Raw genomic sequence first — 13,798 nt, forward strand, 5'->3', positions numbered from 1 at the left:
TTAAAGGGTGCCGATGCTGTCCGGTTGAAAAACCGCTGCTGCCGGCGCGATGCCGTTGACCAGTGGTGCGCCGAATTCGGCCTGGCTGATTTCAAACCGGTCGCCGGGTTGGGTGCGGATGCCATCGGCGAACGACAGGGTCGCGGTGCCGAAAAAGTGGATGTGCACGTCGCCGGGACGCAGGAACTGGCGGTATTTGAAATGGTGGTATTCGAGGTTGGCGAGGCTATGGCACATGTTGGCTTCGCCGCTGAGGAATTCGTTCTGCCACAGCACTTCACCGTTACGCAGGATGCGGCTGGTGCCGGCCAGATGCTGCGGCAGTTCGCCGGTGCGCAGTTCCGGGCCGTAGCTGCAACTGCGCAGTTTCGAATGCGCCAGGTACAGGTAGTTCTTGCGCTCCATGACGTGGTCGGAGAACTCGTTGCCCACCGCAAAACCGAGGCGCCAAGGTTTGCCGTCGTGGCCAATGACGTAGAGCCCGGCCATTTCCGGTTCCTCGCCGGCATCCTCGGCAAACGGTGGCAACGGGAACGCCTCGCCCGGACGCACGACGATGCTGCCGTCGCCCTTGTAAAACCATTCCGGCTGCACGCCCGCCTGCCCCGCCGCCGGTTTGCCGCCCTCCACGCCCCATTTGAAGATGCGCATGGTGTCGGTCATTTGCGCTTCGTCGCCGGCCTGTTGATGCATCTTGTCCCGGGCCGAAGCGCTGCCCAAATGCGTCAGGCCGGTGCCGCTGACCAGCAGGTGCGCAGGATCGGGATGGTCCAGCGGTGGCAGGATGCGCCGGGTGTTCAGTAACTCCGCGTAGTCATGATCGATGCCGAGGCCGTGGGTCTGCACTTGCTGTTCAAGGGTGCTGCCGGCCTCGATCGCGGCCAACGCCAGATCGCGTACGCTGCGGGCGTCCTGCACTTCGCGGATCAGCCCGATGTCGACCACGCCGACGCGGCGCTCGCCGTTAATCAATTCGAATTGAACCAGATGCATATGTCCTCTCCTGTAAACCAGTCTTCAGTTCGACGCCGATCCATTGTGGGAGCGGGCTTGCTAGCGAAAGCGGTGTGTCATTCAACGATGAGGGTGGCTGACCCTCCGCATTCGCGAGCAAGCCCGCTCCCACATGGGTTCCATGTTGTTCTGCCGATTCAGGTTCGCGTGGCACCGCGTGCGCTGGCGGCAAATTGCTCGGCCGGCAGCACGTGTTTGCGCTCGAGCACGCGGTAGACGATGGCTGTGAGGATCAATCCGCACACCATCACGCCCGACAGGAAATACAACCCCGAAGCCAGACTCCCGGTGTACTCCTTCAGCGCCCCGATCACGAACGGGCCAATGTAGCCGCCGAGATTGCCCACCGAGTTGATCAGGGCGATCCCCGCCGCTGCACTCGCGCCGGCAAAGAACCGCCCCGGCAAGGTCCAGAACACCGCCGTGCAAGAAAACAGCGCGAACGCCACCAGACACAGCGCCGCCAATTGCGCCACCGGCAGGGTCAGCCACGCGCTGAAGAACAGGCCCAGCGCGCCCAGCACATAGAGCACCGCCAGATGGCCGTAGCGATCATTCATGCGGTCGGAACTGCGCGGCACGATCAGCAGACCGACGATGCCGAAGATGTACGGCACCGCCGAGACAAAACCGGTCACCAGATCGCTGCCGCCGAACTGTTTGATCAGCGTCGGCAGCCACAGGCCGAGGCCATAAATGCTCAGGGTCACCGGCAGGTAAAACAGCGCCAGCAGCAACACGCGTTTGTCTTTGAGCGCATGCAGCGGGTTGCCGTGACGGGTCTGGCCGTATTCCTGAAGATCTTTTTTCAGTTCGCCGGTCAGCCAGTCTTTCTCGGCCTGATCCATCCACTTCACGTTCTGCGGGCCATCGGGCAGCCAGCGCAATACCGGCCAGGTCAGGAGGATCGCCGGGGTGCCGATGACGATGAACAGCCATTGCCAGCCGTGCAGACCGAGGATGCCGTCCATGCCCAGCAAGCCGCCGGATACCGGGCCGGTGATCATCATCGCGATCGGTTGAGAGAGGATGAACAGGCCGAGGATCTTGCCGCGATGGCGCACCGGGAACCATTGGGTGATGTAGTAGAGAACGCCGGGGAAGAACCCCGCCTCCGCCGCGCCGAGCAGAAAGCGCATCACGTAGAAACTGTGCGGCCCCTGGACGAAGGCCATGCCGATGGTGATTGCGCCCCAGGTGATCATGATCCGCGCAAACCAGCGCCGCGCACCGAAGCGTTCGAGCATCAGGTTGCTGGGGATTTCGAGAAGAAAGTAGCCAATGAAAAACAGCCCGGCACCGAGGCCATAGGCCGCGTCACCGATGCCGATGTCGGCGCCCATGTGCAGCTTGGCGAAGCCGACGGCGGAGCGATCCACATAGGCGATCAGGTACAGCAGGATCAGGAAGGGAATCAGTTTCAGCGTGATGCGCCGGACAAGCCGCAGTTCCTGGCTCATGGGATCGGTCTCCGATTGTTGTTTTTATAGAACCTCGGGGGACGCCTCTCGCGGAAAACCGCCAGGGCCAATCCCTCCACCGAAAACGACTATATAGTAATACTAATTACCCAACAACACTTCCAAAGCGGTGATTTTGCGCTTATGTTTAGCCATGACTCGCAAACAATAGTCTTACAATAAGAGAACCGATCATGTCTGAGAAGAAACCCACCCTGCGCTCGGCCCAATGGTTTGGCACGGCCGACAAGAACGGCTTCATGTACCGCAGCTGGATGAAGAATCAGGGCATCGCCGACCACCAGTTCCACGGCAAGCCGATCATCGGCATCTGCAACACCTGGTCGGAACTGACCCCGTGCAACGCGCATTTCCGCCAGATTGCGGAGCACGTCAAACGCGGGGTGATCGAGGCTGGCGGTTTTCCGGTGGAATTTCCGGTGTTCTCCAATGGCGAGTCGAACCTGCGCCCGACCGCCATGCTCACTCGCAACCTGGCGAGCATGGACGTCGAAGAAGCGATTCGCGGCAACCCGATTGACGGCGTGGTGCTGTTGACCGGCTGCGACAAAACCACTCCGGCGCTGCTGATGGGCGCGGCCAGTTGCGATGTGCCGGCGATCGTCGTCACCGGCGGGCCGATGCTCAACGGCAAGCACAAGGGCAAGGACATCGGCTCCGGCACGGTGGTCTGGCAGCTCAGCGAACAGGTCAAGGCCGGCACTATCACCATCGACGATTTCCTCGCGGCCGAGGGCGGCATGTCGCGCTCGGCGGGCACCTGCAACACCATGGGCACCGCGTCGACCATGGCCTGCATGGCCGAAGCACTGGGCACGTCCCTGCCGCACAACGCGGCGATTCCGGCAGTCGATGCGCGGCGTTATGTGTTGGCGCACATGTCCGGCATGCGCGCGGTGGAGATGGTGCGCGAAGACTTGCGCCTGTCGAAGATCCTGACCAAGGAAGCCTTTGAAAACGCCATTCGGGTCAACGCGGCTATTGGCGGTTCGACCAACGCAGTGATTCACCTGAAAGCCATCGCCGGTCGCATCGGCGTTGAACTGGATCTGGACGACTGGACGCGCATCGGGCGCGGCATGCCGACCATCGTCGACCTGCAACCGTCCGGGCGTTTCCTGATGGAAGAGTTTTACTACGCCGGGGGCTTGCCGGCGGTGCTGCGGCGTCTCGGCGAGGCCAATCTGATCCCCAATCCCGACGCGCTGACCGTCAACGGCAAGACACTGGGCGAGAACACCCAGAACGCGCCGATCTACGGCGAAGACCAAGTGATCCGAACCCTCGACAATCCGATCCGCGCCGACGGTGGTATCTGCGTGTTGCGCGGTAATCTGGCGCCGCTGGGTGCGGTGCTCAAACCGTCCGCCGCCACGCCTGAATTGATGCAGCATCGGGGTCGCGCGGTGGTGTTTGAAAACTTCGATATGTACAAGGCGCGGATCAATGATCCGGAACTGGATGTCGATAAAGATTCGATTCTGGTGATGAAGAACTGCGGGCCGAAGGGTTATCCGGGCATGGCCGAGGTGGGCAACATGGGCCTGCCGGCCAAGCTGCTGGCTCAGGGCGTGACCGATATGGTGCGCATTTCTGATGCGCGAATGAGCGGCACCGCGTATGGCACGGTGGTTTTGCACGTTGCCCCGGAAGCGGCGGCCGGCGGGCCGTTGGCGGTGGTGCAGGAAGGCGACTGGATCGAGCTGGATTGTGCCAGCGGGCGTTTGCATCTGGACATTCCGGATGCCGAACTGGCGGCGCGCATGGCGGATCTGCAGCCACCGCAGCAGCTGTTGGTCGGCGGCTATCGTCAGTTGTACATCGACCATGTGCTGCAGGCGGATCAGGGCTGTGACTTTGATTTCCTGGTCGGCTGCCGAGGGGCTGAAGTCCCGCGCCATTCCCACTGACACCAAAAGATCGCAGCCTGCGGCAGCTCCTACCTTGGAATGCATGCCCATTGTGGGAGCGGGCTTGCTCGCGAAGAGGGAGTGTCAGCGCCATATCTTTGGCTGATACTCCGCTTTCGCGAGCAAGCCCGCTCCCACATTTGGCTACTGTGTCTGCCTCAATACAGTGTCGTGCCTGCTATGATGCGCGGCATCTCCATCGCTCAGGATCGCGCCGTTCCCCATGGATTACCGCAAACCTTCCGACCGCAAAAGCATGCACTCGCGCATTGTCCAGGAACTGGGCATGCAGATCGTCTCCGGACGTTTTTTGCCCGACGACAAACTGCCCGCCGAAGCGCTGTTGTGCGAGGAATACGCGGTCAGCCGCCCGGTGTTGCGTGAAGCCACGCGAGTGCTGGTGGCCAAGGGACTGGTGTACTCCAAACCGCGTGTCGGCACGGTGGTCAAGGCCCGACGTGAATGGCACATGCTCGATCCGGACGTGCTGCACTGGCTGATGCAAAGCAGCCCGCAGAATGAATTCTTCAATGTGCTGACCAGCGTGCGCAGCATCATCGAACCGGCAGCCGCCGCCCTCGCCGCTCAGCACGCGACCGAGGCCGACATCGCCGCCATCGGCGAAGCCTATCAACGCATGGAAGCCGCGCCGACCCCGGAGGCCCTGCTGCAACCGGACCTGGACTTCCACAGCCGCATCGCCGACGCGACCCATAACGATCTGTTGGCGAACCTGTGCAACATGTTGTCGGTAGCGATTGCCGAGGCGTTGAAGCATTCCAACCAGCGGCCGAATTTGCATGAGCTGGCGCTGCCACGGCACAAGGCGATTCTTACGGCGATCGAGAACCGTGATGCCCTTGGCGCCCGCCACGCGACGCTGGTTCAGCTGGATGATGCGCGCAGTGCCTTGAGTGTTGTGCTTGGGGCGGATCTTTCGTAAGCCTTGAGACCGCTTGCCCTCACCCTAGCCCTCTCCCCGAGGGAGAGGGGACCGATCCGGGAATATTGACGACCTACACCGACGTGAACGATTTGCTTTGAATCCATAATCGGCTGGTATCTCAAATCTCATGATTTGCTGTGAATCCATAATCGATTCGGTATTTCCAGGTCGATGTATCAAGCCGCACACCTCGGTCAGTCCCCTCTCCCCCCGGGAGAGGGCTAGGGTGAGGGGCTTTTGATCTTGACTCATAAAAAAGGTTCTTCACGGAATCCCGGGAAACACAGAAACAAGAACGCCGATTTGATTGATGATGTTCGTGCGAGCAAACACATCTAACAAACCGGCGTTCTTATGCGCGATATTAATACTTTCCTTCCGTTTTGGGAGGGCTTTTCTGTCGTCAACATCAAGCCTGATGGTGACGCCCTACAGATCGAACTGATTCCCCACGCCACCCGATTTCCTTCCTGTGGCGGCTGCCAGAAACCCTGTTCAACCACACATGAGTATTGTGAGCGAACCGTCCGCGATTTGCCGATTCTCGGCCGTGCGGTGCGCCTCAGCGTGTTGCTCAGGCGGGTTGGCTGTCGTGACTGCGGTAAACGCATGGAGGCGGTCAGTTGGCTGGACCGTTATGCCCGCATGACGCGGCGCTTGGCCGAGGCGGTCATTCAGGCCTGCGAACGCCTCCCCACACTGCACGTGGCTCAACTGTTTGGGCTGCATTGGGACACCGTTCGGTTGCTGGAGCGTCGAGCTTTGCAAGCGGCGTTGAGCATTTTGCCAACGGCACAACCGCGACGTCTGGTGATGGACGAATTCGCCCTGTTCAAAGGTCATCGTTACGCCAGCGTGGTGCTGGATGCGGATACACGCCGCGTGCTGTGGATCGGTGAGGGCCGCAGCCGAGCAGCGGTCAGGCCCTTCTTCGAAGAGCTGGGGCCCGAGGGATGCGCACGCATCGAAGCGGTGGCGATGGACATGAATACCGCTTTTGACCTGGAGGTTCGCCAGCACTGTCCCAACGCGCGAGTGATCTACGACCTCTTCCATGTAGTGGCCAAATATGGCCGAGAGGTGATTGATCGGGTCCGCGTTGACGAGGCTAACCGGTTGCGTCACGACAAGCCGGCCCGCAAGGTCATCAAGCAGGCGCGATGGCTGTTGCTGCGCAATCCGCAGAACTTGAAAACGCCGGAACAACAGGTCCGCCTGGAGGATCTGCTGGCGGCCAACCAAGCGTTGATGACGGTCTACTTGATGAAGGCTGAACTCAAAACACTCTGGACCCCGAGTACTGCCTGGGGTTGGCGATCGGCCTGGAAGCAATGGCTGCGCCATGCGCATGAAAGCGAAATTCCAGCTCTGATCCAGTTCGCCACACGGCTAAAGGGTTACTGGCGGGGCATCGTGAGCCGGGTTCGCTGGCCGATGCACACCGGTCAGTTGGAAGGAATAAACAATCGAATAAAGGTCATCAAGCGGATGGCGTACGGTTACCGGGATAGCGAATTCTTTTTCATGAAGATCAAGAGCGTCTTTCCCGGTAATCCGTGATGAACCATAAAAAAGCCGCAACCCTAAGGTTGCGGCTTCGTCGTTTCAGGCATCCGGATCAGTGAGCAAACAGCGAGTTGCCCTTCTGCCCCGCCAGCTTTTCCGGTTTGATCAAGAACTTCGCCAGGGCCGGCAGCAGCCACAGCGCACCGAACATGTTCCACAGCAACATGAAGGTCAGCATCAGGCCCATGTCGGCCTGGAACTTGATCGCCGAGAAGATCCAGGTACACACGCCGATGGCCAGGCACAAACCGGTGAACAGCACCGCTTTACCGGTGGATTTCAGGGTCTGGTAATAGGCTTCCTGCAACGGCAGCCCGGCGCGCAGGAAACTCTCCAGACGGCTGTAGATGTAGATCCCGTAGTCCACGCCAATCCCCACACCCAGCGCCACCACCGGCAGGGTCGCGACCTTGACGCCGATGCCCATGAACGCCATCAGCGCGTTGCCCAGCACCGAGGTCAGCACCAGCGGCAGGACGATGCACAGGGTCGCCGCCCATGAACGGAAGGTGATCATGCACATCACCGCGACGCAGATGTACACCAGGATCAGGATGGTCAGTTCGGCCTGTTTGATCACTTCGTTGGTGGCCGCCTCGATCCCGGCGTTACCGGCGGCGAGGATGAATTCCAGGCCGTCCTTGTTGTTGGCCTTGGCGAATTCCTGCACCGCGTGTACCGCACGGTCGAGGGTTTCGGCCTTGTGGTCGTTGAGGAAGATCAATACCGGCGCCAGCGAACAGCTGTTGTTGTACAGGCCGTCGGCGCGGGCGATCGAGTTGTTCAGCACATCCGGGTTGCGCGACAGGGTTTCCCATTTCAGGTTGCCCTCGTTCATGCCCTTGATCATCTGCTTGGACACGGTTACCAGCGAGATCGCCGACTGCACGCCCTCGGTGTTCTGCATCTTCCACATCAGCTCATCGATCGGCGCCATGGCTTCGTAGCGCGAGCAGCCTTCGGTGGCGGTCTTGACCATCACCACCAGCACATCGGAACTGGTGGAATAGTTGTTGATGATGAAGTTGTTGTCCTTGTTGTAGCGCGAGTCCGGGCGCAGCTCCGGCGCACCTTGATCGAGGTCGCCGATTTTCAGGTTCTGGCTGTACCAGAGGCCGCCGCCGAAAGCGATCAGCGCCAGAGCGATGGAGATCGGTGCGACTTTCGGGCTGGCGAAGTTCGACAGGAAACGCCAGAACGGATGTTCGCGATTCGCGTCCTTCTTGCTCTTGGCAATCGCGCGTTTGCTGATGCCGACATAGGAAATCGCCACCGGCAGCAGGATCAGGTTGGTGAACACGATCACCGCCACGCCGATGGAGGCGCCGATCGCCAGTTCGCGGATCACCCCGATGTCGATGATCAGCAGCGTGATGAAGCCCACGGCGTCGGCAAGAATCGCGATCATCCCCGGCAGGAACAATTGCCGGAAAGTGCGCCGCGCCGCCGTCAAGGCGTTATCGGCTTCGCTGGATTGCAGGGCGATCCCGTTGATCTTCTGCACACCGTGGGAAATGCCGATGGCGAAGATCAGGAACGGCACCAGCATCGAATACGGATCGAGTCCGAAACCGAAGAAGTGCATCAGCCCGAGCTGCCAGACCACCGCCACCAGTGTGGTGCTCAACACCGCCACGGTACTGCGCAGGCAGTTGGTGAACCACAGCAGCAGGATCAGGGTGATGACGAAAGCGATGCCGAAGAACATCACCACCATCACCAGACCGTCGATCAGGTCACCGACCTTCTTGGCGAACCCGACAATATGGATCTTGACGTTGGGGTTCTGCGCTTCGAACTTGTTGCGGATCTTATCTTCCAGTTCATGGGAGAACTGGCGATAGTCCAGCGCGAGCAGCTTGCCCTGATCCTGCGGATCCGGGTAGGACTCCAGCAGCGGGATGTCGACAATACTCGACTTGAAGTCGTTGGCCACCAGACGCCCGACCTGCCCGGACTTGAGGACGTTGTTGCGCAACATGTCGAGGCTTTCCGGCGAGCCGTCGTAGCTCTGCGGGATCACTTCACCACCGGCAAAGCCTTCTTCGGTCACTTCGGTCCAGCGTACGCTCGGGCTCCACAGCGACTTGAGGCCGGAACGGTCGACGCCGGAGATGTAGAACACCTCGTCGTTGATCTGGCGCAGGGTCTCCATGTACTCCTTGGAGAAGATGTCGCCGTCGGTGGCTTCCACCGAGATCCGCACGGTGTTGCCCAGGTTCGCCAGGTCGTTGCGGTGCTCCATCATCTTCTCGATGAACGGATGCTTGAGCGGAATCATTTTTTCGAAACTGGTGGAAGGCCGGATCAGCGTGGCCTGCCAGAACAGGAAGATGCTGACCACCAGGCAGATCAGGATCACTGCCGGGCGGTTGTTGAAAATCAGACGTTCGAGGAACGTCGCCTTGTCCTGATGATGATTGCTCAAGGAAGTCATAGCCCCGCCTTCTTATTATTGATCTCGGCGCCGTTTGGCTGCGTGGTGTGCACGCCGCCCTGCCCTGTAAGAATCAGATTACCGTCGCCGGCCGCCGTCACCGAGGACAGCGAGATGCGGTCCGGGCGGTTGAACACGCTGAAGGTTTCGCCGTTATCGCTGCTGCTGATGACCGAGCCGCCGTTGCCGACGATCACGATCGAGCCGTCGGCAAGCAGGGTCGCGCCGGACAGACCGAACTCCAGCGCACCGCGCGCGGCCTTGAGTTCAACCTGCTGCCAGGTGCTGCCGAAGTCGGTGGAGCGATAGAGGTTGCCGCGCAGGCCATACGCCAGAAGAGTCTGGGGTTGTGCGGTGCCGATTACACCGAACAGCGAGCCTTGATACGGGCCCTGGAGCTTTTCCCAGGTCTGGCCCCAGTCCGGGGAACGGAACATGCTGCCCTGCTCGCCGACGATGAACAGCCCGGCGTCCTTGACGGCGGCGATGGCGTTGAGGTGGAACTGGTCCTGGTTGTCGAGGCGGTCACTGACGTCTTGCCAGTTCTTGCCGCCGTCGGTGGTTTCCAGCAGGGCGCCGTAGGCACCGACCGCCACACCGTGATTGACGTTCTGGAACCAGACGTCAAGCAGCGGCGCTTCGCGCTTGAGGTCTTCGAACTGTTTGCTCCAGGTCAGGCCGCCGTCTTCGCTGGCGAGGATCTGCGCGTCGTGGCCGACCGCCCAGCCGTGCTTGTCGTCGACGAAATACACCGCCGTCAGCAGTTGCCGGGTCGGCACCTTGGCCTGGGTCCAGGTCTTGCCCTGGTCGTCGGAATAGAGAATGTGCCCGCGATCACCCACCGCCACCAACCGGGTGCCGGCGTGGACGACATCGAGCATCAGGCTTTTTGCGGCTTTGGCCGATTCGGTGGAATACACCCCGTCGGCTGGCGCTTCAGCGGCCAGCACGGGTGCCGACAAGGCAGCACAGCCCAGCAGGGTGAGTGCTGTGGCCAGCAACGCGGTGTTGCGAAACGCCGGCGGGCGGCAACGACTCATAGACCTTCCCCTATTTATTATTGTTAGGCCATTCGGCCTTAGGGCGCCGCAAGGGTGCTCGTGGTGACTGACAGGTCACAAGCATAGCCGTGAAACCCGCAGTCCAGAGCGCCTTGGGAAGCTGGCTCATCCTATCGGGCTTTGGAAACGTCTGACAATCGGCGCCACGTTATCTTTTGTTAACCAAAAGCGGCCCCCTGTAACGAAGGAATTTCCCTGTGGGAGCGGGCTTGCTCGCGAATGCGTTGTGTCAGGCACCAGAGATGTCGACTGATCCACCGCTTTCGGGAGCAAGCCCCCTCCCACAGGGTTCAATGGTGTTTGTGAGATTGGGGCTGGCGGTGAATACATGACCATTCGCCGGAGTGATGCGGCAAAAGTTATCGGGGGGGGACTTGCACGATCGGTATTATGGTATACCATCAGACGCACAGACACTCTTAATCCCCTACGGAGCAGCTCATGAGTTTCGAAATTCGCAAGATCGTCAGCTATGTCGAAGAAACCTTCATCGAAGGCGGCAAGGCCACTGACAAGCCAGTGACCATGGTCGGCCTGGCCGTGGTGATGAAAAACCCGTGGGTCGGCAACGGTTTCGTTGAGGATCTGAAACCGCAGATCCGCGCCAACTGCTTCGACCTCGGCGCAATGATGGTCGAGCGCCTGGTGGGCATCATCGGCGGTGCGGACAAGATCGAGGCGTACGGCAAGGCTGCAGTGGTCGGCGCCGACGGCGAAATCGAACACGCCTCAGCGGTGATCCACACCCTGCGCTTCGGCAATCACTACCGCGAGGCGGTCAAGGCCAAGAGCTACCTGAGCTTCACCAACAAGCGCGGCGGCCCGGGCACTTCGATTCAGATCCCGATGATGCACAAGGACGACGAAGGCCAGCGCTCGCACTACATCACTCTGGAAATGCAGATCGAAGACGCGCCGCGTGCCGACGAAATCGTCGTGGTGCTCGGTTGCGCCGACGGTGGTCGCTTGCACCCGCGCATCGGCAACCGCTACATCGATCTGGAAGAACTGGCCGCCGAAAAAGCCCAGTAATCACAATAAAAAGGCATTGCAGGAGCGCTCCATGATTCGGCTCACCGCTGAACTCACCCCGGCTGGCACCAGTTACCTGGCGACCGGCCAAGGCCAGCCCGTGGTCTTGATCCACGGCGTGGGCCTGAACAAAGAAATGTGGGGCGGCCAGATCGTTGGCCTGTCTGCCCAATACCAGGTGATCGCCTACGACATGCTCGGCCACGGCGCGAGCCCGCGCCCGGCCAGCGGCACCGGCCTGCTCGGTTATGCCGATCAGTTGCTGGAGCTGCTCGATCACCTGAATCTGCCCCATGCAGCGGTGATCGGTTTCTCCATGGGCGGGCTGGTGGCGCGGGCGTTTGCCCTGCACTATCCGGAGCGCCTGCAAAGCCTGGTGGTACTGAACAGCGTGTTCAACCGCAGCGAGGAGCAACGTGCCGGGGTCATTGCACGCACCGCTCAAGCTGCCGAACACGGGCCGGACGCCAACGCCGAAGCGGCGCTGTCACGCTGGTTCAGCCGTGAATATCAGGCGGCCAACCCGGCGCAGATCGCGGCCATTCGCCAGACCCTGGCCGGCAACGATCCGCAGGGTTACCTGACCACCTACGAATTGTTCGCGACCCAGGACATGTACCGCGCCGACGACCTCGGCAGCATTCAGGCGCCGACGCTGATCGCCACCGGCGAACTCGACCCCGGGTCCACCCCGGAAATGGCCGAGCAACTGGCCCGACGCATCCCCGGCGCGAAGGTTGCGGTGCTGCCCGAGCAACGGCATATGATGCCGGTAGAGTCGCCGCGGCTGGTCAACCAGACGTTGCTGGAATTTCTCGAATTCGCACACTCCCGACAAAATCAAATAAAGGGGATCGTTGCATGACACTCGCACGCTTCCAGATGTGCATCGGCGGAGAATGGGTCGACGCCCTCTCCGGCAAGACCTTCGAAAGCCTCAACCCGGCCAGCGCGCAAGCCTGGGCCGAACTGCCCGACGCCGATGAAGCCGATGTCGAACGCGCCGTGCAAGCCGCACAAACGGCATTCGACAGCCCGGCCTGGCGCGGCCTCACCGCCACCGCTCGCGGCAAGCTGCTGCGGCGTCTCGGTGACCTGATCGCGGACAACAAGGAACAACTGGCGCAGCTGGAAAGCCGCGACAACGGCAAACTGATCCGCGAAACCCGTGGTCAGGTCGGTTATCTGCCGGAGTTCTTCCACTACACCGCAGGCTTGGCCGACAAGCTTGAAGGCGGCACCCTGCCGCTGGACAAGCCCGACCTGTTTGCCTACACCGTGCACGAAGCGATGGGTGTGGTCGCCGCGATCATTCCGTGGAACAGCCCGCTGTACCTGACCGCGATCAAACTGGCCCCGGCCCTCGCCGCCGGCAACACCATTGTGATCAAGCCGTCCGAACACGCTTCGGCGACCATCCTTGAGCTGGCGCGACTGGCGCTGGAAGCCGGGATTCCGCCGGGCGTGGTCAACGTCGTCACCGGTTACGGCCCGAGCACCGGCGCCGCCCTCACCCGCCATCCGCTGATCCGCAAGATCGCCTTCACCGGCGGCGCGGCCACGGCCCGGCACGTGGTGCGCAGCAGCGCCGAAAACTTCGCCAAACTGTCGCTGGAACTGGGCGGCAAGTCGCCGAACATCATCTTCGCCGACGCCGATCTGGACAGCGCGATCAACGGCGCAATCGCCGGGATTTATGCGGCCTCCGGTCAGAGTTGCGTGTCCGGCTCACGCCTGCTGGTGCAGGACGAAATCTACGACGAGTTCGTCAACCGCCTGGTCGAACGCGCCCAGCGCATCCGCATCGGCAACCCGCAGGAGGACCACAGCGAAATGGGTCCGATGGCTACTGCGCAGCAACTGGCGGTGGTCGAAGGTCTGGTGGCCGATGCCATCGCTGAAGGTGCGCGGTTGCGCACCGGCGGCAAGCGTCCGGCGGATCTGGGTGACGGCTGGTTCTACGAGCCGACGCTGTTCGAGTGCGACCGCAACTCGATGAAGATCATGCAGGAAGAGGTCTTCGGCCCGGTGGCTTCAGTGATTCGCTTTAAAGACGAGGCCGAGGCGCTGGCAATCGCCAACGATTCGCAGTTCGGCCTCGCCGCCGGCATCTGGACCCGCGATCTGGGCCGTGCCCATCGCCTGGCGCGCGACGTGCGTTCGGGGATCATCTGGGTCAATACCTACCGTGCAGTGTCGGCGATGGCGCCGATCGGCGGCTTCAAGAACAGTGGCTATGGACGCGAAAGCGGCATCGATTCGGTGCTGGCCTACACCGAACTGAAAACGGTGTGGATCAATCTCTCTCAGGCCCCGATGCCTGATCCGTTTGTGATGCGCTAGGAGTCCTG

10 protein-coding genes are annotated in these 13,798 nt (G+C 61.2%); 6 read left to right on the top strand and 4 right to left on the bottom strand.

From position 1 onward, the window contains the following. On the bottom strand, window positions 1–993 hold the full coding sequence (gene araD1 / locus V9L13_RS08825; protein WP_338802229.1) for an AraD1 family protein: 993 nt from the start codon (window positions 991–993) through the stop codon (window positions 1–3). Window positions 994–1,151: 158 nt separating this feature from the next. Beyond that, complete coding sequence (locus V9L13_RS08830; protein ID WP_338802230.1) at window positions 1,152–2,474, bottom strand: MFS transporter; 1,323 nt, start codon at window positions 2,472–2,474, stop codon at window positions 1,152–1,154. Window positions 2,475–2,668: 194 nt separating this feature from the next. Between V9L13_RS08830 and V9L13_RS08835 the strand changes: the two genes are divergently transcribed. From V9L13_RS08835 to V9L13_RS08845, 3 genes are all read left to right on the top strand, one after another. Further along, window positions 2,669–4,405, top strand: coding sequence for an IlvD/Edd family dehydratase (locus V9L13_RS08835; RefSeq protein ID WP_338802231.1), 1,737 nt, complete (start codon window positions 2,669–2,671; stop codon window positions 4,403–4,405). A gap of 223 nt (window positions 4,406–4,628) precedes the next feature. Further along, window positions 4,629–5,348: a FadR/GntR family transcriptional regulator gene (locus V9L13_RS08840; RefSeq protein WP_041062520.1), complete on the top strand. Its 720-nt coding sequence runs from the start codon at window positions 4,629–4,631 to the stop codon at window positions 5,346–5,348. Window positions 5,349–5,705: 357 nt separating this feature from the next. Next, on the top strand, window positions 5,706–6,911 hold the full coding sequence (locus V9L13_RS08845; RefSeq protein WP_338802233.1) for an ISL3 family transposase: 1,206 nt from the start codon (window positions 5,706–5,708) through the stop codon (window positions 6,909–6,911). Between the two features lie 58 nt (window positions 6,912–6,969). Here V9L13_RS08845 and V9L13_RS08850 read toward each other — a convergent pair whose 3' ends face one another. Next, complete coding sequence (locus tag V9L13_RS08850; RefSeq protein ID WP_338802234.1) at window positions 6,970–9,354, bottom strand: RND family transporter; 2,385 nt, start codon at window positions 9,352–9,354, stop codon at window positions 6,970–6,972. Continuing rightward, window positions 9,351–10,394 (bottom strand): YCF48-related protein, encoded by a 1,044-nt coding sequence (locus tag V9L13_RS08855; RefSeq protein ID WP_003225711.1) that lies wholly within the window; start codon window positions 10,392–10,394, stop codon window positions 9,351–9,353. The genes V9L13_RS08850 and V9L13_RS08855 overlap by 4 nt, the downstream gene beginning before the upstream one ends. Before the next feature lie 462 nt (window positions 10,395–10,856). On the opposite strand from V9L13_RS08855, the gene V9L13_RS08860 reads away from it, so the two are divergent. From V9L13_RS08860 to V9L13_RS08870, 3 genes are read left to right on the top strand one after another with little or no spacing between them, the layout of a single operon-like run. Continuing rightward, window positions 10,857–11,447 carry an amino acid synthesis family protein gene (locus V9L13_RS08860; protein ID WP_338802235.1) on the top strand — a complete coding sequence of 197 codons (591 nt, stop codon included), beginning with the start codon at window positions 10,857–10,859 and terminating at the stop codon, window positions 11,445–11,447. A gap of 31 nt (window positions 11,448–11,478) precedes the next feature. After that, a complete protein-coding gene (locus V9L13_RS08865; RefSeq protein WP_338802236.1) occupies window positions 11,479–12,312 on the top strand; it encodes an alpha/beta fold hydrolase in 834 nt (277 codons plus the stop codon). Further along, window positions 12,309–13,790 (top strand): aldehyde dehydrogenase, encoded by a 1,482-nt coding sequence (locus tag V9L13_RS08870; protein WP_103484452.1) that lies wholly within the window; start codon window positions 12,309–12,311, stop codon window positions 13,788–13,790. The genes V9L13_RS08865 and V9L13_RS08870 overlap by 4 nt, the downstream gene beginning before the upstream one ends. The last annotated feature ends 8 nt before the right edge of the window (window positions 13,791–13,798 follow it).

Origin of the sequence: Pseudomonas sp. RSB 5.4, assembly GCF_037126175.1 — a bacterium.
Lineage (GTDB): Bacteria > Pseudomonadota > Gammaproteobacteria > Pseudomonadales > Pseudomonadaceae > Aquipseudomonas > Aquipseudomonas fluorescens_H.

Excerpts from the sequence above, each read along its gene's own strand:
- V9L13_RS08865 (WP_338802236.1), top strand. The coding sequence starts at position 11,479 with ATGATTCGGCTCACCGCTGAACTCACCCCGGCTGGCACCAGTTACCTG.
- V9L13_RS08830 (WP_338802230.1), bottom strand. The coding sequence starts at position 2,474 with ATGAGCCAGGAACTGCGGCTTGTCCGGCGCATCACGCTGAAACTGATT.
- araD1 (WP_338802229.1), bottom strand. The coding sequence starts at position 993 with ATGCATCTGGTTCAATTCGAATTGATTAACGGCGAGCGCCGCGTCGGC.
- V9L13_RS08860 (WP_338802235.1), top strand. The coding sequence starts at position 10,857 with ATGAGTTTCGAAATTCGCAAGATCGTCAGCTATGTCGAAGAAACCTTC.
- V9L13_RS08845 (WP_338802233.1), top strand. The coding sequence starts at position 5,706 with ATGCGCGATATTAATACTTTCCTTCCGTTTTGGGAGGGCTTTTCTGTC.
- V9L13_RS08840 (WP_041062520.1), top strand. The coding sequence starts at position 4,629 with ATGGATTACCGCAAACCTTCCGACCGCAAAAGCATGCACTCGCGCATT.
- V9L13_RS08855 (WP_003225711.1), bottom strand. The coding sequence starts at position 10,394 with ATGAGTCGTTGCCGCCCGCCGGCGTTTCGCAACACCGCGTTGCTGGCC.
- V9L13_RS08850 (WP_338802234.1), bottom strand. The coding sequence starts at position 9,354 with ATGACTTCCTTGAGCAATCATCATCAGGACAAGGCGACGTTCCTCGAA.
- V9L13_RS08835 (WP_338802231.1), top strand. The coding sequence starts at position 2,669 with ATGTCTGAGAAGAAACCCACCCTGCGCTCGGCCCAATGGTTTGGCACG.
- V9L13_RS08870 (WP_103484452.1), top strand. The coding sequence starts at position 12,309 with ATGACACTCGCACGCTTCCAGATGTGCATCGGCGGAGAATGGGTCGAC.